Raw genomic sequence first — 19,843 nt, forward strand, 5'->3', positions numbered from 1 at the left:
GCCTCACGCGGGGCCGCGCTCAGCACGACAAATAGCACTTCGTGGCAACAATTTTGCAGCTTGATTTGATGTGCAGTAATCCTTAATTAGTGACTTGACGCTGACCCCAGCGATCTGAATTCCAAAAGTCAATAAAGTGCGCTCGCCGGTCTGGCGTATTCGCGCACCCCGAAAGAAATAATATCAGCAACATATACAAAAATTTAAGTTTCATTTCTTAAGCTGTTTTCATTTGACTGATTGCCATTTTGCAAAAATGGAATAAATACGCCATTTTTTACAATATTTTCACACATGCTTTGCGGTACATCCAACGGCGTAGCCTGGTTGGTATAACACTTGCACCCTTTTGACGCAGTTTGCATACACACTTGCGGAGCTGGGACAGAAACAGGTTCGGTTAATTTGTCATATACCGGCGCGGTATACGCTAATGTAGGAATTCGCGGGGTTTGTTGTTCAATCCACTGCTCACGCGTTAAATGGTCTTTAGAGGTACTTGGCAAACCTGGTGAATTAGTCGAACGATATTCAACCGGCGCAGAAGCTGCCGCATTAGCAGCCTCGATTTTCTTTTTCCCAGCAATAATATTGTACGAATAATAAATACAAAAAATAAGAAGACCTATTAAAACGGGGATAAACAAAATCTTTGCCGGAATGCTTCTTTTAACCGTGTGCAATTCTGCGCTTTTGTAATAATCGTAAATCTCTTTAGGATACGCCCACATATGCTTGATAGAGTCTTTTCGTGACTTATCACAATTTTCACGCACACCCTGAAATTCATGTACAGTCGCCTTTTTTAAACCGAATGGGCGCATTACATGGAAATGCTTCCCTACTAAACGCCGTACATTGCCATCAATCAGCATCGGGTGCTGGGTAATTAAAAAAATGTCATGCCCTTTATGCCTATGCGTTTCCAGCTCTGATACATGCTTCGGCACCGCTGAGCCACTCGCCCGCGTTCTAAATACACGCTGACATTCATCAATCACAATAATTGCACCCTTCGGGCATTCCGGCCATTTCTCAGGCTCAATTTCAACCCATGGTAGCTTTAAATCAGTAATACCGGAATAAAAAACTTGCCTATCGTCCTTTTCAGACAATAATTTTACATCCTGCAAAGTGCGTAATGTTTTCCCCGCGCCTGGCATGCCAGTAATTAAATGAATTGTCATTTAGCCACCCACTTTCTCATTCCTGACGCGGTTAAACCAGAAATAACTAATTTTGCAGTGAAAGCAGAAAGCAAAATAGAAATACAAACATCAATTTTCAGCAGACCCATTACCTGAACGATTTCAATCGGAATATCTTTAAGATTCTGAATAATATCAAGCTTAATATTATCTAAAAGCTTACTAATTCCAGAATACGAAACAACGCCAACACCAAACGCAATTAACGCACGGCCAAAAAACGTAGCAGCAGCAGAAACTAATCCACCGATTAATGCAGCTATCCATGGAGCAGCAAACATAATTAATTAACCCCTTACGCTAATGAAGTAGAAATAATTCTGGCGGCAGCTAGCATCGTAAAAGCAACCGCTATATTTCCCATTGCCTCCAGTATTTTGTTTAATCTGGATATCGGAATAGAAACGGTATGCCCCATTAATACAACATTAAAATCTATCAAACCGCCTGACGTTAAAAACCGAGTTTTTTTAATGACATCTTCTAAATCAACCGGCTTACCCGAAAAGCCCAATGCCTCCCTGATAGATGCAGTACCTGACGCATCCATTGCAGCAACGCCCGACTTATAGAGAGCGCTATCAAGCAATTCTTTACGATCTTTTTCTTCCAAGCATTTCTCATGCCACGCCAGCCGCGCAATCTCGCATGTAGCAGGATCGGAATTTACACATTTAAAAGCCTCACAAGACGCACTTAAACTTGCGGCACTACTTGCTGATGATGCAGACGTACCACTAGCAGGCAAACGGGTGCCCGTGCCAGTTCCAGTGCCTGTTCCAGACGGGCCAGAAGGATCTTTAGGATCAGTAGGCTTAGGGTCCTTAGGATCTTCTGGCTTAGGGTCCCACTTGTCACAGTTGCCGATGCACGCATCAGGCTTGGGCGATCCATCAGGATTAGGCGGGGACGGTGCTCCAGTTTTTAAACAGCGTTTAACCTCGCCGCCGCCATCACCCCAAGATATCGTTCCAAAAGAAGTGCCTTCTGGACAGTCTTGAGGGCCGTTAGGCTCCTTTGGTTTGGGTGCGTCCGTCGGAAACGGTGCGCCATTCGGTTTGGGTGCCCCCTCCTTCGCTGTACACTCTGAGCCTGAAAACTTCATCTGCATCCGCATATAAGCATTGCCAGCTGTATCCCCAACAACATTACCCCCCGCGGAATTTTTAATAGGCGGACCATTTGCTACAGTTTCGCAACTCTCAATACATGTCGGAAACCCTGATTTAGAAAATGAATTAAACGAACCTGAATCAAATAAAACAGCCGCCCCACCTGTTGACGGCATTTTAACGCCTGGAATTGGGATGTTATAAATACCCGCGCTTTGATTTCTTTTATCATCACAAGTAGATTTAGTTTTACAAACAAGTCCTTCTTTTCGAATAAGCCCAGGCGGTGCTCCAGCATAATTGCAATGAAATGAATAATTCCTAACTAAAACCCATTCTTTATAATCAGGATGATAGTAGTCACACGCGTAATATTCCATATCAGGCGTTGAACTTGCAAAAATAAAACGAGTTTTATAACCTGGCTTTTGAGCCGTGCAAAAAGGTACAATTTCTTCGTATGACAACGGTCCAGCACGCTCAGTATTTTTAGCAGGATAATCAGCAAAAGCTAATCCGCAGAGAAAATAAGCCAAAAGGCCAATAAACAAACGACTAAAAAAAGTAATCCTTCCATTCATATCAACCCCTGATCATTTTGTCTGAGCGCCCGTGCGCCGCAAGCGTCGCCCAGTCGCTCATACAAAATTTAGGCGAAAAAAGAGCGGCAAAAAGCCGCCCATTAATGCAAAAAAATTACAAGGCTTTTTGTGCCCACTTAAACACTTTAATACCCACTGCAATAGAAAGAGCGGCAATACCAATTAAACCAACGGCCTTTTGAGCTTCGCCCAATTCAGCAATGGCAGCAGTAATATCAACAGCCGCAAATGCAGGCGCTGTTACTACAGTACCAGCAACAACTAAAACAACACGGGAAGCACGTTTGAAAAAGTTATTCATTTAAATCTCCACTTTGGTTAACTGTCTTAATCAAGACACGAAAAAAGTAGGCAATTGCCCACAATAGCGCAACAGCCGCAACAACCGGCTTTGCATCCTCAATAGTCCAATCCATTACTGAACCAGACGTAATTACATATTGGCAACTGGTCGCCACATTAGACGCAATTTGCAACAATCCATCGGTGCGAATTGAAACGCATTGTTGAATCATTTTAAATGCAACGCTTTAGAAAGCTCAGAAATAGCATTTTCCATATCCTCAATCTCACGCTTAAAACCAGCGGATAAAGCAATGCCATCTTCATCAGTTCTATCGACATAACGCGAAAAACGTTCACGATAATCTGCAATAGCCATATGTCACCCATTAACCAATTTGAGAACCTTCACATCATTAGCCGCAAATTGAGTCATGCGGGTTTGATGATCCCAATACCATGCTGGAGGCTCATTAATTGCCTGTATATCAATTACTTTAATTACAGCAGTAAACGTTTCAGAACCTTTTAAAGGCTCAGATATATCAATTCCATACTCGCGCAAAACTTTGGCATATCTAAAAAAAGTAGCTCTGGATAAATGTGTACGGACATCTTCACCGCGCAAATACGCGAGAGCCGCCATTTTTGGCCCTGATGCAATATCTAATGTATCGAAATCAATTCGTGTAATGTCGTCACGGACACGCCCAAGAATTGGCATTACATGCTCATCAAATAAATCATTTAATTTTTGCATCGTGATATCACCCATAAAGCGGAGTTGTGAGTCCCGAAGTAATAAACGCCCTGCCTCAAGCTCAAAACGGATCACACCATTTTTTAAGCAATACTGATAAACAGGATCATTTATTACTTCTTCGCGTGTGCGGCCATGAGTTCGAGCGTGATCAAGCATTTCTTGAGCTTTAATGTATGCCTTTAAATAGACACGGCCGCCCTTTCTGCCCCATGACATAGTTGATTCACCAGAGCGCGAGCGCTTCACGTGAGATTTTGATTGTGTTGCAAGCCAGTCAATTGCCGCCTGTGCATTTGCTGCCGAGCCAGTATTGTAATTTTTCGTTAAATGCAACATTGAAACCGTTGCACCGCTCCACTGATCCAATAGGCCATTATCAATATCGTATTGCGACGGGTTTGGATTTACTGCGTAATCCCCAGCATGAAATGCTGGCAAACCGTATAAAGCTAAAAACTCATTCGCCTTACGAATTGTTTCTTCAAAATTGTAATTAAATAAATTGTCAGGACGATCAAAACGGCCAACATTGCCTGAAAACTCAACACGACTACCATCACAACGCAACATCAAGCCGGATGAGAACGAGCCCTCATGATGAACACGAGAGTGCGAATACCACTCCTCTTCATCATCAATTTTCATTGTTGCAAGGTCGCGGCCGTACTTCACAACAAAGCCAGAATCAACATAAGGCAGTGAAAAATCACTATTGGCCGGTAAATTTTCGTTGTCACGCAATACAGAAAAAGGCCCTAAAAACTCTACATTTTTAGAGAAATCTGACTGTGAAAGTGTGATCCAATCGATAAAAACACCAGACATTTGTCACCTCAAAACCAGCACTGAAAATTGCAAAAAAGTCTCAACTTGAGACAAAAGACGGGTATTACTAGCAACCCGTCTCTCAACCCGACGCGCTAAGCGCTCTTCAAAACCGGCTCAGACACACCCACAACAATCGGGACCAACCGGCCAGCAAACTGGGTCATATCTGTGACTAGTTCCACATGTGCCGGAAACCGAATATTTGCAAACTGAGAAATGCAATCCGCAGTCGCACCAATCTGAACAATCTCAAAACCAAAACCGCGCTTGGAAAATGCGTCACTTGATACGTTTTCAACCGGCACAAGCGTGTTGATATTGCACATCGCGTATGGTTTGCCCGTTTTCTTTGCAATGCCTTTCATTTCAGAAATGCCGACGACGAATGCTTTCATGGTTTATTTCCTGTTGGTTTTGGTCGAAAGTGGTAGGAATCAATTCGGGATTTCGTGGAATACCCAGTAAAATAGAATTCATCCAATCACCTGTTCTCAACCGAGAACAGACGGAACGAATTGTTGTTCTCAGTAAAGAACATTGTCAATAGGAAAAATGATGAAGCTTGTAATTGACTACGCGGATGACGCGAAAGAAAAGCTAGGAATGACGACAGATTCAGACCTAAGCAAACACCTAGGCGGCAGTCGTGGCTTGGTTACACAGTGGAGAACAGAAGGGAAAGTGCCGGATGATTACTATTGCATCCGAATTGGACAAATACTTGGAATTGATCCGCTAATTGTGATCAGTGCCGCCAATTTTCAGCGTGAAAAGTCAGTTGATCGCAAGGCGTTTTGGGAAAATTTCAATTCGGGCCGTACTGGAAAGGTACTAGGAACGGCCCTGATAGTGGGGATGATTGCAACGCTCTCCCCTGAAGGAGTGCAAGCTAAAACTAGGCATAACTTACATCAAACTGAACACAATAGTGTATATTATGTAAAGTTAAATACGTCCTAACTACAAGCAGCACTCTCCATGTCAATCCATGCCTCAACTCTTTAGACACAAGGCTTAAATGGCGAGACTTTGATGGTTGCGCAAGTCAATCTTTTCACTACAGTTGCGTAAACCCTGCATATTGAGCTCAATCTGTTTCTCTTTTAATCGATAAGCGCTGTTAGTTTAAATTCGCTCGCCTGTGTTTTTATGCTGAATTTTTCTATAAATAAGGGGTGTCAGGCGTTTGTTTTTTATGTTTTATTGAGCCTTTTTCAGTGCGCTGTAAAAATTACTCAGACTTAAATGCCCCGCCATGCCTTTGTTCTATTGGGGTTTGTAGTTGTCAATGCATGACCCAGGGTAAAAGCCACACATTCAAAACGTGACAACTGACACATTCAGTCACTAAAATGGCGTCCGCCTTAAATGATCACAAAGTAATATGCGTCAGATCGAAGATACTAAAACTGCTGAGTTACCCGGCATGCCGACGGCCAAGAGACGTGGACGCCCTCCTCTTGGGGAGCGCGCCATGACAGCTGCTGAGCGCCAGAGAGCAAGCAGAAAAGCCCGTTTTCAGGCGGGTTTAAAAAATATGAGTTTAACAACGCCCGTGCAATTTAATGCAATGGTGGATATTGCAACGCGTGAAAAGCTAAAGCGTGTTGCTGCAGAACAGGGTTTAACGATGGGGCAATTGCTGGATCGTCTGATTGAACAACTCTGATCAATCTTTTAGCCATAAAAAAAGACACCTTGCGGTGTCTTTTTTTATTTAAAACGGATTGGTTATGCGGATGCTTTTGTAGCAACAACTTTTGCGCCCGCTTCAGCTGCATTTACAGTTGCGCTGACTAATTCGGATGCAATTTTTTGGCTTGTTTTAGAAACGGCGTCATAGGTATTGCTGGCTGTTTCAACAACATTACGCAGTGCATTAACTGCCACACCTGAGCCTGCTGGTGCGTTTTCAGTAGCTTTATCTAAAGTAGCCAGCAAGTTTTTGTTGAATTCTAAAACTTGTTCTTCGATCAGGCTGTTTAATTCTTGCTGTGTAGCGCTTGCAGCGTCAAATACATTGCGTGCAACTGCCAGGCTTTTTTCAACAGAAGGCTGTGCAAGCTGGCGCTGGAAAGCGACCAAACCTTGAACATCTTTTACAGCAGACAATGTTTTAGTGGTTTCTGCATTTTCAGCGATTAAATCGCGGGTAATGCCAATTTGCAGGTTAACTAAACGTTCTACACTGCTCAGTGCGATATTTGTAAGGCGCAGGGATTTTTCCAGATTAGCCTGGCCAAAATCAGCAAATTGCTTAGGGTTGAATTGTGGGGCTTTAAACAGGTCTTTGAACATGGTGGTTTCTCCGGTTGTGCAGTGCAACAATGCAATTCATTATGGAGGCATTACCCGCCCGGAGTCAAACCATTTTGTGCAGTGCAGCAAAATATACGGAATGCCCTGCAAAAAATACACTAAGCCTTTGTATCTAAAAGGCTTCCAAGCCCGGAAGGATTGTTGTATTTTGGCGCTTCAGGTACAGCGCTGAGTAAACTTAAGGCAGATTGCGCCTGTATATCCATCGATTTTTTAGCCATCATCAGTGCCGCTGTATTTTGCACTGTGGCGCTGCTTGCAGAAACTTCCATAAAACACCTCACAGCAAGGATTTAGTGGCCTTATTCTAGCACTCAGAGGGGCGATATGCTGTGTGAAATGATCTGTGCGATGTTTCCCGTGGCTCAAAGCGCGATGAGTGATAAAATGCCGCGATGAATTCGCCCTCCTTTATCCATTTACGCCTCCATTCCGAGTTTTCAGTCACCGACGGCATCGTGCGTCTGGATGATGCGGTTAAAGCCGCAAAATCCGGCGGTATGCCCGCGCTTGGTGTTTCTGATTTAATGAATCTCTTTGGAATGGTGAAGCATTACAAAGCCTGCCGTGAAGCGGGGATTAAACCCATTGTTGGGATTGATGCATGGGTTGAAAACCCGGAAGACCGGGACGTCCCCTTCCGCATTCTGCTTATTTGCAAAAGTCGCGCAGGATACGGGCGGCTTTGCGACTTATTATCGAATGCATTTCGGAACAACCAGTATCGTGGCCGGGCCGAGATTAAAAAAGAGTGGCTCGCCGAAGGGGATAATAGCGAGCTGATTTGCCTCTCAGGCGCAAGTCTGGGGGAAATTGGCCAGCTTCTGATTGGCGGGCAGTACGATGCAGCCCTCGCAGCCACCCGCTGGTGGGCGGACACTTTTCCTGATCGCTTTTACCTGGAGTTGCAACGCAGGGGTTTTCCTGGCTGCGAGCCCAGCGTGCAAGGCCATCTGGATTTGGCCTCTGATCTCGATTTGCCCGTGGTCGCCACTCATCCCGTGCAATTTATGGACAGGGATGACTTTAAGGCGCACGAAGCCCGTGTCTGTATTGCAGAAGGCAATATGGTGTCGGATAAGCGCCGCCCCCGTCTGTTTACTGAAGAGCAATATTTCAAATCGGCCAGCGAAATGGCCGAATTATTTGCAGACGTGCCTGAAGCACTTGCCAACAGCATTGCCATTGCCGAGCGCTGTAATTTATCAGTGACGCTTGGCAAAAACTATTTGCCAGATTTTCCGACTCCGGATGGCATGACGCTGGATGATTTTCTGGTATTTGAAGCAAAACGGGGCCTGGAAACCCGTCTGCAGCTGCTTTATCCGGATGAAGCCAAACGGGATGCCGAGCGCCCGCGTTATTTAGACCGGCTGAAATTTGAAACCGATACCATTGTGCAAATGGGCTTCCCCGGCTACTTCCTGATCGTTGCCGATTTTATTATCTGGGCCAAACACAATGGCTGCCCTGTGGGGCCAGGCCGTGGTTCGGGTGCGGGATCTTTGGTGGCGTACAGCCTTGGCATTACCGATATTGACCCTACTGCTTACGCCCTGCTCTTCGAGCGCTTTCTGAACCCGGAACGCGTCTCCATGCCCGACTTCGATATCGACTTTTGTCAGGAAAACCGCTGGCGCGTGATCGAGTATGTGCGTGAAAAATATGGCGTAGAAGCGGTCAGCCAGATTGCTACCTTCGGTACCATGGCCGCCAAAGCCGTAGTGCGGGATGTGGGCCGCGTGCTTGATTTGCCTTATATGTTTTGTGATGGCTTATCCAAGCTGATTCCTGCTGCGCCGGGCAAGCAGTACAGCCTCGATGATGCGCTGGAAATGGAGCCCATTTTAAAGCAGCGGGTTGAAACAGAAGACGAAGTTAAAGAGCTTTGGGTGCTGGCCAAAAAGCTGGAAGGTCTGACACGTAATATTGGTATGCATGCCGGGGGCGTTTTGATTGCGCCGGGCAAAATTACTGACTTCTGCCCTATTTATCTGGCCTCTGGCGCGGATTCTTCGCCTGTTTCCATGCTGGATAAAGACGACGTTGAAAAAATCGGTCTGGTGAAGTTCGACTTTTTGGGTTTACGCAACTTAACCATTATCGAGCTGGCACTCAGCTATATCCGCGATATGGAAGGCAGTGCACCTGATTTAATGCTGCTGGGCTTTGAAGACCAGGCCGCGTATAAGATTTTCCGCGACGCCAATACCACGGCCGTGTTTCAGGTGGAATCGGACGGGATGAAGCGCTTGCTGGCCAAGCTGAAGCCAGACCGCTTTGAAGATATTATTGCGGTATTGGCGCTTTACCGCCCTGGCCCATTGGGCTCCGGGATGGTAGACACCTTTATTAATCGTAAAAATAAACTGGAAGAAGTGGATTACTTCCACCCAGACCTGACGGCTTGTCTCGACCCTACCTATGGCGTGATCGTGTATCAAGAGCAGGTGATGCAGATCTCCCAGATTATCGGTGGCTATACTCTGGGTGGCGCGGATATGCTGCGCCGGGCTATGGGTAAGAAAAAACCGGAAGAAATGGCCGAGCACCGGGAAAAAATTGCCCAGGGTGCTGCGCTCAAAGGATACGACCCGAAGCTTGCCGAGCAGCTGTTTGACTTAATGGCGAAGTTTGCCGAATACGGTTTTAATAAATCACATACGGCCGCCTATGCCGTGGTTTCCTATCATACGGCATGGCTGAAAGCGCACCACTGTGCCGCTTTTATGGCCGCCACGATGAGCTCGGAGCTGGATAACACCGATCAGCTGAAAGTGTTCTACGACGACAGTGTTGAAACGAACAAACTTATTTTACTGCCGCCCGATGTCAATCAAAGCTTTCACAAGTTTGTGCCGGTTTCCCGCAAGGAAATCCGCTATGCATTGGGTGCCATTAAAGGTGTGGGCGAATCTGCCGTACAAATGATTGTTCGTGAACGGGAAGCCAACGGCCCCTTTACTGATTTATACGATTTTTGCCGCCGCACCGAAAAGCGCGAGGTGAATAAGCGCACCCTCGAAGCTTTAATTCGTGCGGGTGCATTTGATCAGCTGGACCCGCACCGTGCGCGGCTTCTGGCCAATGTAGAGCAGGCGATGGCGCTGGCTGAGAGCGAAGCGGCCAATAAAAATCAATCCAGCCTGTTTGATATGCTTGAGGCTGTTGATGTGCCCCAAGTTGCCATGATTGAAGTGCCGGAGTGGGATGAGCGCATTAAGCTGGCCGAAGAGAAAAATGCCGTTGGGTTTTATATCTCCGGCCACCCTTTTGATGCCCATGCAAAAGGGATTCGTCAGTTTATTAAATCCTCTCTTGAACGGCTGGAGCCAAGCCGCACACCGCAAATGATTACCGGTATTGTGAGCGGCTTACGCATTAAAAACGGGGACCGTGGCCGGATGGCTTTTGTCACGCTGGATGATGGCAAATCTCGCCGGGATGTCACCGTTTATTCAGAAGTATTTGAAGCCAACCGGAACAAAATCAAAGAAGACACGCTCTTAGTGATAGAGGGTAAGGTTTCTGAGGATAGGTTTTCAGGGGGCTTACGTATTATTGCTGATACTATTTATGATATTGCAGAGGCACGCAGCCGTTTTGCGCGCAGTATGACTTTGGGCATGCGCCAGGGGATGGATGCTCAAAGGCTAAAAAGCTTGCTTTCACTCCATCGCGGCGGCGAGTGCCCTGTTGAGGTGGATTATCAAAATACCGAAGCCGCATGCACCCTTTCTCTTGGCGAAAGCTGGAGAATTACATTGCATGACGAGTTGCTGGCAGAGTTAAAAAGTTGGTTAGGAAGTGAAAGTGTTTCAGTGAAGTATTAGTAAAATTTTCAACAACTACTGAAACACCTGATTACAAGCGCTTTAAAGAAAGCACAGCATCTATATAAGCTCATAAGCTTTTGACAAGGGATACAAATATGGACGAAGAAATTCGCAAGAAAGCCCTCGAATATCACCGCTTTCCAAAGCCGGGTAAGATTCAGGTCTCGCCTACAAAGGCTTTATCCAGCCAGCGCGATTTAGCACTGGCCTACTCTCCTGGTGTTGCGGCTGCATGCGATGCCATCGTTGAAGATCCTAACGAAGCGCGTAATCTTACAGCGCGTGGCAATTTAGTCGCGGTCATCACCAATGGCACTGCAGTACTCGGTTTGGGCGATATTGGCCCATTGGCGAGCAAGCCTGTTATGGAAGGGAAAGGCGTACTCTTTAAAAAGTTTGCCGGCATTGATGTATTCGATATTGAAATCGAAGAAAAAGACCCGGAAAAACTCGTTGAAATTATTGCTTCGCTGGAGCCTACTTTCGGCGGTATCAACTTAGAAGACATCAAAGCGCCAGAATGTTTCTATGTTGAAAAGATGCTGCGTGAGCGGATGAAAATCCCGGTTTTCCATGATGACCAGCACGGCACGGCGATTATTGTTGGTGCGGCGGTAATCAATGGCTTGCGCCTGATCGGCAAAAAAATTAATGAAGTAAAGCTGGTTGCATCCGGAGCCGGTGCGGCTGCTATTGCATGCCTTGATTTGCTTGTTTCTTTGGGCGTAAAACGTGAAAACGTGACCGTTTGCGACTCCAAAGGCGTTATTTATACAGGCCGTGGCCCGCTGGATGAAACCAAGCAACGCTACGCACAAAATACTGAATCCCGTACGCTGAAAGATGCGCTTGTGGGGGCAGATATTTTCCTGGGCTTATCTGGCGCAGGATTGGTAACGGGCGACATGATTCAGCTGATGTCGGCTACCCCGCTGATTCTGGCGCTGGCTAATCCGGATCCGGAAATCACGCCGCCGGATGCGCGTGCTGCACGCAGCGATGCCATTGTTTGCACTGGCCGTTCAGATTATCCAAATCAGGTAAACAACGTTCTTTGCTTCCCCTTTATTTTCCGCGGAGCGCTGGATGTTGGCGCAACCACGATTAATGAAGCCATGAAGCATGCGGCAGTTAACGCCATTGCAGAGCTGGCACATGCCGAGCAATCTGATGTGGTGGCTGATGCCTACAGCGGCCAGAACTTAAGCTTTGGCCCTGATTACCTGATTCCAAAACCATTTGATCCGCGTCTGATCATTAAAATTGCACCTGCAGTTGCACGCGCAGCAATGGAATCCGGCGTAGCAACCCGCCCGATTGAAGATTGGGGCGTGTATATCGAAGAGCTGACGCAATTCGTTTACAAATCCAATTTATTTATGCGCCCGGTATTTACCGCTGCGAAAAAAGCCAATAAACGGGTTATTTTCTGCGAAGGTGAAGATGAGCGCGTCCTGCATGCTGTGCAGGAAGTCGTGGATATGGGGGTTTGCCAGCCTATTATCATTGGCCGCCCTGCTATTATCGAAAAACGCATCGAAAAGCTGGGCTTACGCATCAAAGCGGGCGTTGATTTTCAGTTATGCAACCAGGAAGACGATCCGCGCTATCGCGAATACTGGATGGAATACCACGATATTATGAAGCGTCGTGGTGTGGCAGAAGAGCTGGCTAAAGCAGAAGTTCGCCGCAAAACCACTCTGATCGGTGCTTTGATGCTGAAGCGTGGCGAAGCCGATGCCATGATTTGTGGTACTTACGGCCAGTACCAGCGCCATCACTGGTATGTCAGCAATGTATTAGGCTTACGCAAAGATGCCAAAGTAACGGCGGCGATGAATGCACTGCTCTTGCCTACAGGTAATGTATTTATCACTGATACTTACGTTAACCAGGATCCAAACCCGGAAGAGCTGGCTGAAATCACCATTATGGCGGCAGATACCGTACGCAAGTTTGGTATTCAGCCTAAAGTGGCCCTGCTCAGCCATTCTAATTTTGGCAGCATGGATACGCCTTCTGCACGAAAAATGCGCGCTACCTTGGCCATTTTGCGTGAGCGGGCGCCTGATCTTGAAGTCGATGGTGAAATGCATGGCGATGCGGCTTTATCTGCAGCCGTGCGTCAGCAGGTATTCCCAACATCCACACTGAAAGGTGAAGCCAATCTGTTGATTATGCCAAACCTGGATTCCGCAAATATTTCTTTCAATTTATTGAAAATGACTTGCGGTGACGGCGTAACCATTGGCCCGATGTTAATGGGTTTAGCAGCACCTGTGCATATTCTGACGCCTACAGCATCAGTACGCCGTATTGTAAATATGGCGGCATTAGCTGCTGTTGAAGCAGCAGCACGCGACTAAGCAGCGATATAAGCCCGGCCCCCTGATTCATGATTATTTGACTGAATCAGGGGCTTGGGCTTTTTTTATTTTTCAACAAGGGGAACAATATGAGTGAATACAATCCTAATGATCCATTCGGCTTATTTTCCCAATTTTTCAAGCCAGCAGCGGGCAATCCCTTTACGCCGCCCATGACGATTGAAGAAATAGACCGAAAAATTGCAGAATGCCGCACTGTTGAACAGTGGCTTTCTATGCAGGTTGGTATGCTGCAAATGACCATTAAAACCCTTGAAATGCAAAAAGCAGGGATTGCTGCCTTTAAGCAAGGACTTGATCCAAAGGAACCATGATTTATATTCGCTCAGCCCGTACCCTCAGCCTCGCCGCCATCGCTGCGGGGCTTTTTACTGCCTGTGCTACTGCACCAGTCCCTTTGCCACCCAAGCCATCCACACCACCGGTCACAGACCCCCAAACGGCTTTACCTTATCAGCAGAGTAGCTGGCAAAATCTGCCCAACTGGCCCGGAGATGATCTGGCCTCAAGCTTTGCCACATGGAAAAAATCCTGCGCCAAACTGCGCCAGGAGCCTTGGCTGGCGCTATGCAGAAAAGCCAGCAACATTGGCGTGCAAGATGCGCGTCAGTTTATTGAATCTAACTTTACCCCCTATCAGCTGACCAATCCTGATGGCAGCCAGACCGGACTCATCACCGGTTACTACGAGCCTGTGTATCCGGGAAGCACTCAAAAAACCAATCGCGCAATTTATCCTGTCTATGCGCCGCCTAAAGATATGATTACCGTAGAGCTGGCAGAGCTTTATCCTGAGCTAAAAGGAAAGCGCGTGCGCGGGCGTCTGGCTGGTAATAAATTACTGCCCTACTTCAGCCGCAGCGATATTGTTAAGAAAAACATTGATGCGCCTGTGCTGGCATGGCTGGAAAGCCCAATGGATGTACAGTTTTTGCAAATTCAAGGATCCGGGCGTGTTCGTCTGCATGAGGGTAACGAGCTTCGTCTGGGATACGCCGACCAAAATGGTCACCCCTATAAACCAGTGGGACGCTGGCTGGTGGAGCAAGGCGAGCTGAAAGCAGCAGATGTTTCGATGCAGTCCATCAGAAGCTGGGCAGATGCACATCCCGATCGCATTGAAAACTTGCTGGACAGCAACCCAAGCTATGTCTTTTTTCGCACCCTGCCCCCTTCTAATGATGGGCCCGTTGGCGCACAAAATATCCCCCTGACTGCTGGCTTCAGCATTGCCGTGGATAAAAACGTGATTCCATTGGGAAGTATGAGTTTTATTGCGACGGATCGCCCGGATAATGGCGGAGGTATTCACAGGCTGGTGGCCGCACAAGATACCGGCGGCGCCATACGCGGCACAATACGGGCTGATTTCTTTTGGGGAACGGGCGATGCGGCAGGTGAGCTGGCTGGGAAAATGAAGCAAAGCGGCCAGCTGTGGCTGATTTGGCCTAAAAATCTGGCATTGCCTGATTAAAAATTAAATTGGCTACTGCGTTACGCAGTAGCCAATAAAAATGATTTCTGCTGTTTAGAACAATTCAATATAAAAACAAGCGCTATAAAAAACATCCAATTAATCAGGCTGACTTTAAAAGTGATAACCAACACCTAACAGCCATGTTGTTACTTTCGCTTTATTAAAATACTGACCTTCAAACTTCATAGACCAATTTTTCCCCAGCCTCATTCGGGTGCCTGCGCCAAAATTAGTATCTGTCTCAGAGTAATCGGCATATTTTTTTTGGCTGCTGGAAAACAGGGTCCGCCCCACACCCAGCTTTGCATATAAATCAAAGCGCTCATTCAAAGGCAAATTGCCAACAAGAGAAATACCGTAATAACTCTCAGGGGTATATTTGACTTTTTCCTCAAACCAGCCAGCGAATATTGGCGTTACCAAACCTAAACCGACAAACTGCCCTTCAATCGCTAAATTAGCATTAATCTGATAAGCCAGCTGAGCAGAAAATGCAACGTCAAGTTCAGACTCACCGGTATATTGAGATCTGCCAACAGAGAAATCAGTCATAAAGCCCGGTCTAATTTTTGCATTGGCAGAAGAGGCCATTAATATAAATCCAAGCGCAACAAGTAAACGCATAAACACCCCTGATAACTTTATTTCTATTGTTTTTTGAAGGAGAGGTGATTATGCCATTTAACTATTACAAAAAACAGCAATGCTTTCAATAATATTTCAAACCCCAACAAAGGCAGTAATTGACTTTATTGGGGGATTTATTTCAGCGCAAAGCAGACCCTAATTCCCGCCTTAAAAATGCATGAAAATGACGCATGCCATCTTCCATCGGGCTTTGGTACGGGCCAACTTCATTGCGCCCTGCAGCATACAGCGCACTTCGCCCGGCTTCCATTCTGCGAATAATGTCCTGATCTTCTACAGCCGTTTCCGCATATGCCGCCTGCTCGGCCGCTAATAATTCCGGCTCAAACCACGCAATATCTTCAGGGTAATAAAATTCCACCACATTTTTATAGCTGCGTGTCCCTGTTGGGATAATTGTTGAAATGACTAAAGTATGGGGATACCACTCCACCATAATATTGGGATAATAAGTCAGCCAAATTGCCCCGTGCTTTGGTGCTTTGCCCTGGCCATAGCGCATGAGCTCGGCATGCCAGTCTGCATAGACTTCAGAGCCGGGTTTCGCTAAAGCATTATGAACGCCAACCGTCTGCACCGAATACCAATCGCCAAATTCCCATGCCAGATCAGCGCACTCTACAAAGCGGCCTAAGCCCGGATGGTATGGATCTACATGATAATCTTCTAAATAAACTTCAATAAAGGTTTTCCAATTACCTTCATATTCATCTACCACTACGCTATGAAAAACGTATTTAGAAAAATCTAAATCTTTTGCAACGCCCAAGTTTTTTAAATCGCCTTCAATATCGCGGCCGGATTCAAACAATAAGCCATTCCATGCTTGCAATGGTGTATTGGGCAAATGCAGGCAAGGATTTTTTTTAAAATGAGGCGCGCCAAGCAGCTCGCCCTTAGCGTCGTATGTCCAGCGATGGATCGGGCAAACGGTATGCGTCTGATTGCCACGCCCTTCAAGCATCAGCGCCTGGCGGTGGCGGCAAATATTAGAAAGAAGGCTTACGCCATCCTGATTGCGCTTTAAATATCGTGCGGCATGATCTGCTTCTAAAACATGATAATCACCCACTTCGGGCACCATCAGCTCATGGCCGATATAGCGCGGACCTTTCGCAAATAAAAGGGCTTGTTCTACTTGATAAAGCTGCTCATCAAAATAAGCGCTTACTGGTAATTGTGAATCGATTGTGTCTTGCACAACGGCAATGTTTGCCAGATTAGACATATCCCACACCCCCGAAAAGAGAAGGTTGGTCTTGCCACTGCCGCTGTATCCACAGCGAACATCAGATGGGTGGGCAAGCCATCAATAAAAAAGCCGGGCATGGCGCCCGACTCGCAAAGGATCGTGATTTTCGCCGAAACAAGCCACTTTAGGCAAGTTATCTTGCGAAATCATCTTAAAAGCCACCACTTCATATGGTAAGTGGCGGCTTCATTTATATTACATCACTACAATTACTTCACTTCTGCTGCAATATCGCTATAACTCTTGATTTGATCAAAATTTAAGTAGCGGTACACTTCAGACGATTTTTTCTCAAGAATACCGATGTTTGCCAGGTATTCTGCATGCGTTGGAATCTTGCCCAGCATTGCGCAAACCGAAGCCAGCTCAGCTGAACCCAGATAAACACGGGTATCAATCCCCAGGCGGTTCGGGAAGTTACGTGTTGAGGTGGAGAACGCAGTCGAGCCCTTACGCACTTGCGCCTGATTACCCATGCACAATGAACAACCCGGCATTTCCATGCGCGCGCCCGTGCGGCCCAATACACCGTAATGGCCTTCTTCGGTCAGCTGTTGTGCATCCATCTTGGTCGGTGGGGCAATCCATAAACGAACCGGAATATCGCTTTTACCTTCAAGCAGCTTGGAAGCAGCACGGAAGTGACCGATATTGGTCATGCAAGAGCCAATAAACACTTCATCAATGGTGTCGCCAGCTACTTCAGACAAGAACTTCACGTCATCCGGGTCGTTCGGGCAAGCCACGATAGGCTCTTTGATATCCGCCAGATCAATTTCGATAATCGTCGCGTATTCCGCATCTGCATCGGGTTGCATCAATACCGGATTTGCCAGCCATTCTTCCATCGCGGCAATACGGCGTGCCAGAGTGCGGGCATCTGCATAGCCTTCAGCAATCATCCACTTCATCAGTGTGATGTTGGAGGTGAGGTATTCAGCGATCGGCTCTTTGTCCAGTTGTACCGAACACCCTGCCGCAGAACGCTCAGCGGAAGCATCAGACAATTCAAAGGCTTGCTCAACTTTCAGCTTAGGCAGGCCTTCGATTTCCAGAATGCGGCCGGAGAAAATATTTTTCTTACCTTTTTTCTCTACCGTGAGCATGCCTTGCTTGATAGCGTACAGCGGAATGGCATTGACTAAGTCACGCAGGGTAATGCCGGGCTGCATTTCACCTTTAAAGCGCACCAGCACCGATTCAGGCATATCCAGTGGCATCACACCTGTTGCTGCAGCAAAAGCCACAAGACCAGATCCCGCAGGGAAGGAAATACCAATCGGGAAGCGGGTGTGGCTGTCGCCACCAGTGCCGACGGTATCAGGTAACAGCAGGCGGTTCAGCCATGAGTGAATCACGCCATCACCCGGACGCAGCGATACACCACCACGGGTCGAAATGAATTCTGGTAATTCGTGGTGCATTTTAACGTCAACAGGCTTTGGATAAGCTGCGGTATGGCAGAACGATTGCATCACCAGATCAGCAGAGAAGCCAAGGCAAGCCAGGTCTTTCAGCTCATCACGGGTCATCGGGCCAGTGGTGTCTTGCGAGCCCACCGAAGTCATACGTGGCTCGCAATACGTGCCCGGACGAACGCCGGTCACGCCACAGGCTTTGCCGACCATCTTCTGCGCCAGGCTAAAGCCTTTACCAGAATCTGCAGGTGCAACCGGGCGTTTGAATACAGCAGATGGCACCAGACCCAGGGCTTCACGTGCTTTATCCGTTAAGCCACGACCAATAATCAATGGAATACGGCCACCAGCGCGTACTTCATCCAGCAGTACATCGGTTTTCAGGCTGAAGGTTGAAACAACCGCGCCGTTTTTCTCGATTTTGCCTTCCAGTGGGTAAACATCGATCACATCACCCGTTTCAAGCGTAGAAACGTCCACTTCAATCGGCAAAGCACCTGCGTCTTCCATGGTATTAAAGAAGATAGGGGCAATCTTTGTACCTAAGCAGAAACCACCAAAGCGCTTGTTTGGCACATAAGGAATGTCGTCGCCGGTAAACCACAGTACTGAGTTGGTTGCCGATTTACGTGAAGAACCTGTTCCAACCACATCGCCAACGTAAGCAATTTTGTGGCCTTTGGCTTTGAGCGCATCCAGTTGTTTGATCGGGCCAACGCTGCCTGGCTGATCAGCTTCAATACCCGGGCGTGGGTTTTTGAGCATGGCAAGCGCGTGCAATGGGATATCCGGGCGTGACCAGGCATCCGGTGCTGGCGACAAATCATCGGTATTGGTTTCGCCAGACACTTTAAATACAGTCAGTGTTACTTTTTCTGGCACAGCCGGGCGGCTTGTAAACCATTCCGCATCGGCCCATGATTGTAAAACTTGCTTAGCAAAGGCGTTGCCTGCATCCGCTTTGGTTTTAACATCATGGAATGCATCAAACATCAATAATGTTTTAGATAAAGCAGCAGCGGCAATCGCAGCAACGGCTTCGTCATCCAATAAATCAACCAGCGGAGCAATATTAAAGCCGCCTAACATCGTGCCCAGCAGTTCAGTCGCCTGAGCACGGCTGATTAAACTGCAGACTTCCGTGCCGTGTGCAACCGCAGCCAAATAGGATGCTTTCACTTTTGCTGCGTTATCCACTCCGGCAGGAACGCGGTAAGTAATCAGGTCGACAAGAAAGGCCTCTTCCCCTTTGGGTGGGTTTTTCAACAACTCGATGAGATCGGTTGTTTGCGACACATTCAGTGGAAGCGCTGGGATACCCTGTGCTGCGCGCTCTGCAACATGCTGACGATAGACTTCTAGCACGGTTGGACCTTTCAAGTGATGATGGGAGAATGTCTGTTAAAACTCAGACTAGTGACATTTTACCTGTCTGGCTTTTAGATGTGAATCAAAGTGTAACTACTTTTACCACACTACAATGAATAAGGAGCGGCGGAGCGCCGCCATCTGACGGGTCATGCTGCAGGCTGCTTCGATTTAGCTTGCAATTTTGTTTGTCTATCGGTATGATCCGCAACCTTCTTTGTGCTTTAGCACAAATCCCCATCGTACCCTGACCTTCCCCCGCCTGTGCTGTATGAGATGCGGATTGACCGGTTAGCGTCGATGTAACGCTGACGGCCGATTTCCGTATTTAATTCCGGAATGC

19 protein-coding genes are annotated in these 19,843 nt (G+C 47.2%); 6 read left to right on the forward strand and 13 right to left on the reverse strand.

Going from position 1 to position 19,843, the window contains the following annotated elements; all coding sequences use genetic code 11:
* Positions 1 to 203: 203 nt before the first annotated feature.
* From HA050_RS04105 to HA050_RS04135, 8 genes are all read right to left on the reverse strand, one after another.
* The gene (locus HA050_RS04105; protein ID WP_166822447.1) at positions 204 to 1,187 is read right to left on the reverse strand and encodes a zonular occludens toxin domain-containing protein; all 984 of its coding nucleotides are present in this window, start codon (positions 1,185 to 1,187) and stop codon (positions 204 to 206) included.
* Positions 1,184 to 1,489: a DUF2523 family protein gene (locus tag HA050_RS04110; protein WP_166822449.1), complete on the reverse strand. Its 306-nt coding sequence runs from the start codon at positions 1,487 to 1,489 to the stop codon at positions 1,184 to 1,186. The genes HA050_RS04105 and HA050_RS04110 overlap by 4 nt, the downstream gene beginning before the upstream one ends.
* 14 nt (positions 1,490 to 1,503) lie before the next feature.
* Positions 1,504 to 2,901, reverse strand: coding sequence for a hypothetical protein (locus tag HA050_RS04115; protein WP_166822452.1), 1,398 nt, complete (start codon positions 2,899 to 2,901; stop codon positions 1,504 to 1,506).
* A gap of 115 nt (positions 2,902 to 3,016) precedes the next feature.
* On the reverse strand, positions 3,017 to 3,223 hold the full coding sequence (locus HA050_RS04120) for a major capsid protein (RefSeq protein ID WP_166822455.1): 207 nt from the start codon (positions 3,221 to 3,223) through the stop codon (positions 3,017 to 3,019).
* Positions 3,216 to 3,338: a hypothetical protein gene (locus tag HA050_RS22315; protein ID WP_277344360.1), complete on the reverse strand. Its 123-nt coding sequence runs from the start codon at positions 3,336 to 3,338 to the stop codon at positions 3,216 to 3,218. The genes HA050_RS04120 and HA050_RS22315 overlap by 8 nt, the downstream gene beginning before the upstream one ends.
* 95 nt (positions 3,339 to 3,433) lie before the next feature.
* Complete coding sequence (locus HA050_RS04125; protein ID WP_166822457.1) at positions 3,434 to 3,583, reverse strand: hypothetical protein; 150 nt, start codon at positions 3,581 to 3,583, stop codon at positions 3,434 to 3,436.
* Positions 3,584 to 3,586: 3 nt separating this feature from the next.
* Complete coding sequence (locus HA050_RS04130; RefSeq protein ID WP_166822460.1) at positions 3,587 to 4,792, reverse strand: phage/plasmid replication domain-containing protein; 1,206 nt, start codon at positions 4,790 to 4,792, stop codon at positions 3,587 to 3,589.
* A gap of 95 nt (positions 4,793 to 4,887) precedes the next feature.
* Entirely contained in the window at positions 4,888 to 5,190 is a 303-nt protein-coding gene (locus tag HA050_RS04135; RefSeq protein ID WP_166822463.1) for a CTX-RstB family phage integration protein, read from the reverse strand.
* 160 nt (positions 5,191 to 5,350) lie between these two features.
* Here HA050_RS04135 and HA050_RS04140 point away from each other — a divergent pair, with 160 nt between their 5' ends.
* Together HA050_RS04140 and HA050_RS04145 are read left to right on the forward strand one after the other, a co-directional pair.
* The gene (locus tag HA050_RS04140) at positions 5,351 to 5,755 is read left to right on the forward strand and encodes a hypothetical protein (RefSeq protein WP_166822465.1); all 405 of its coding nucleotides are present in this window, start codon (positions 5,351 to 5,353) and stop codon (positions 5,753 to 5,755) included.
* 424 nt (positions 5,756 to 6,179) lie between these two features.
* Positions 6,180 to 6,464, forward strand: coding sequence for a RepB family protein (locus HA050_RS04145; protein ID WP_046350134.1), 285 nt, complete (start codon positions 6,180 to 6,182; stop codon positions 6,462 to 6,464).
* A 62-nt stretch (positions 6,465 to 6,526) separates the two neighbouring features.
* On the opposite strand, the gene HA050_RS04150 is transcribed toward HA050_RS04145, so the two are convergent.
* Both HA050_RS04150 and HA050_RS04155 read right to left on the reverse strand, forming a co-directional pair.
* Entirely contained in the window at positions 6,527 to 7,093 is a 567-nt protein-coding gene (locus HA050_RS04150; RefSeq protein WP_166822468.1) for a phasin family protein, read from the reverse strand.
* Positions 7,094 to 7,212: 119 nt separating this feature from the next.
* Positions 7,213 to 7,386: a putative motility protein gene (locus tag HA050_RS04155; protein ID WP_166822471.1), complete on the reverse strand. Its 174-nt coding sequence runs from the start codon at positions 7,384 to 7,386 to the stop codon at positions 7,213 to 7,215.
* 123 nt (positions 7,387 to 7,509) lie between these two features.
* Between HA050_RS04155 and dnaE the strand changes: the two genes are divergently transcribed.
* The 4 genes from dnaE to mltA all read left to right on the forward strand — a co-directional run bounded on the left by dnaE (position 7,510) and on the right by mltA (position 14,811).
* Positions 7,510 to 10,947 carry a DNA polymerase III subunit alpha gene (gene dnaE / locus HA050_RS04160; RefSeq protein ID WP_166822474.1) on the forward strand — a complete coding sequence of 1,146 codons (3,438 nt, stop codon included), beginning with the start codon at positions 7,510 to 7,512 and terminating at the stop codon, positions 10,945 to 10,947.
* Between the two features lie 98 nt (positions 10,948 to 11,045).
* Positions 11,046 to 13,316: an NADP-dependent malic enzyme gene (locus tag HA050_RS04165; protein WP_099396080.1), complete on the forward strand. Its 2,271-nt coding sequence runs from the start codon at positions 11,046 to 11,048 to the stop codon at positions 13,314 to 13,316.
* A gap of 89 nt (positions 13,317 to 13,405) precedes the next feature.
* Positions 13,406 to 13,651 (forward strand): PhaM family polyhydroxyalkanoate granule multifunctional regulatory protein, encoded by a 246-nt coding sequence (locus HA050_RS04170; RefSeq protein WP_115227456.1) that lies wholly within the window; start codon positions 13,406 to 13,408, stop codon positions 13,649 to 13,651.
* On the forward strand, positions 13,648 to 14,811 hold the full coding sequence (mltA, locus tag HA050_RS04175) for a murein transglycosylase A (protein WP_166822477.1): 1,164 nt from the start codon (positions 13,648 to 13,650) through the stop codon (positions 14,809 to 14,811). Before HA050_RS04170 ends, mltA begins: the two co-directional genes overlap by 4 nt.
* Before the next feature lie 114 nt (positions 14,812 to 14,925).
* Here the strand turns inward: mltA and HA050_RS04180 are convergent, their stop codons facing one another.
* The 3 genes from HA050_RS04180 to acnB form a co-directional block, all read right to left on the reverse strand.
* Positions 14,926 to 15,438: a porin family protein gene (locus tag HA050_RS04180; RefSeq protein ID WP_166822480.1), complete on the reverse strand. Its 513-nt coding sequence runs from the start codon at positions 15,436 to 15,438 to the stop codon at positions 14,926 to 14,928.
* A gap of 142 nt (positions 15,439 to 15,580) precedes the next feature.
* A complete protein-coding gene (locus tag HA050_RS04185) occupies positions 15,581 to 16,690 on the reverse strand; it encodes an aromatic ring-hydroxylating oxygenase subunit alpha (RefSeq protein ID WP_166822483.1) in 1,110 nt (369 codons plus the stop codon).
* Positions 16,691 to 16,923: 233 nt separating this feature from the next.
* Positions 16,924 to 19,497, reverse strand: a complete 2,574-nt coding sequence (gene acnB, locus HA050_RS04190) for a bifunctional aconitate hydratase 2/2-methylisocitrate dehydratase (protein ID WP_166822486.1) — start codon at positions 19,495 to 19,497, stop codon at positions 16,924 to 16,926.
* Positions 19,498 to 19,843: the final 346 nt, after the last annotated feature.

This window comes from Iodobacter violaceini, from assembly GCF_011601265.1.
In the GTDB taxonomy this organism is placed as follows: domain Bacteria; phylum Pseudomonadota; class Gammaproteobacteria; order Burkholderiales; family Chitinibacteraceae; genus Iodobacter; species Iodobacter violaceini.

Bases quoted from the DNA above. Each gene is read 5' to 3' on its own strand.
- HA050_RS04125 (WP_166822457.1), bottom strand. From the start codon at position 3,583: ATGGCTATTGCAGATTATCGTGAACGTTTTTCGCGTTATGTCGATAGA.
- HA050_RS04180 (WP_166822480.1), bottom strand. From the start codon at position 15,438: ATGCGTTTACTTGTTGCGCTTGGATTTATATTAATGGCCTCTTCTGCC.
- HA050_RS04135 (WP_166822463.1), bottom strand. From the start codon at position 5,190: ATGAAAGCATTCGTCGTCGGCATTTCTGAAATGAAAGGCATTGCAAAG.
- HA050_RS04165 (WP_099396080.1), top strand. From the start codon at position 11,046: ATGGACGAAGAAATTCGCAAGAAAGCCCTCGAATATCACCGCTTTCCA.
- HA050_RS04155 (WP_166822471.1), bottom strand. From the start codon at position 7,386: ATGGAAGTTTCTGCAAGCAGCGCCACAGTGCAAAATACAGCGGCACTG.
- HA050_RS04115 (WP_166822452.1), bottom strand. From the start codon at position 2,901: ATGAATGGAAGGATTACTTTTTTTAGTCGTTTGTTTATTGGCCTTTTG.
- HA050_RS04145 (WP_046350134.1), top strand. From the start codon at position 6,180: ATGCGTCAGATCGAAGATACTAAAACTGCTGAGTTACCCGGCATGCCG.
- HA050_RS04140 (WP_166822465.1), top strand. From the start codon at position 5,351: ATGAAGCTTGTAATTGACTACGCGGATGACGCGAAAGAAAAGCTAGGA.
- HA050_RS04130 (WP_166822460.1), bottom strand. From the start codon at position 4,792: ATGTCTGGTGTTTTTATCGATTGGATCACACTTTCACAGTCAGATTTC.
- mltA (WP_166822477.1), top strand. From the start codon at position 13,648: ATGATTTATATTCGCTCAGCCCGTACCCTCAGCCTCGCCGCCATCGCT.
- HA050_RS04105 (WP_166822447.1), bottom strand. From the start codon at position 1,187: ATGACAATTCATTTAATTACTGGCATGCCAGGCGCGGGGAAAACATTA.
- HA050_RS22315 (WP_277344360.1), bottom strand. From the start codon at position 3,338: ATGGATTGGACTATTGAGGATGCAAAGCCGGTTGTTGCGGCTGTTGCG.
- HA050_RS04120 (WP_166822455.1), bottom strand. From the start codon at position 3,223: ATGAATAACTTTTTCAAACGTGCTTCCCGTGTTGTTTTAGTTGTTGCT.
- HA050_RS04110 (WP_166822449.1), bottom strand. From the start codon at position 1,489: ATGTTTGCTGCTCCATGGATAGCTGCATTAATCGGTGGATTAGTTTCT.
- dnaE (WP_166822474.1), top strand. From the start codon at position 7,510: ATGAATTCGCCCTCCTTTATCCATTTACGCCTCCATTCCGAGTTTTCA.
- HA050_RS04150 (WP_166822468.1), bottom strand. From the start codon at position 7,093: ATGTTCAAAGACCTGTTTAAAGCCCCACAATTCAACCCTAAGCAATTT.
- HA050_RS04185 (WP_166822483.1), bottom strand. From the start codon at position 16,690: ATGTCTAATCTGGCAAACATTGCCGTTGTGCAAGACACAATCGATTCA.
- HA050_RS04170 (WP_115227456.1), top strand. From the start codon at position 13,406: ATGAGTGAATACAATCCTAATGATCCATTCGGCTTATTTTCCCAATTT.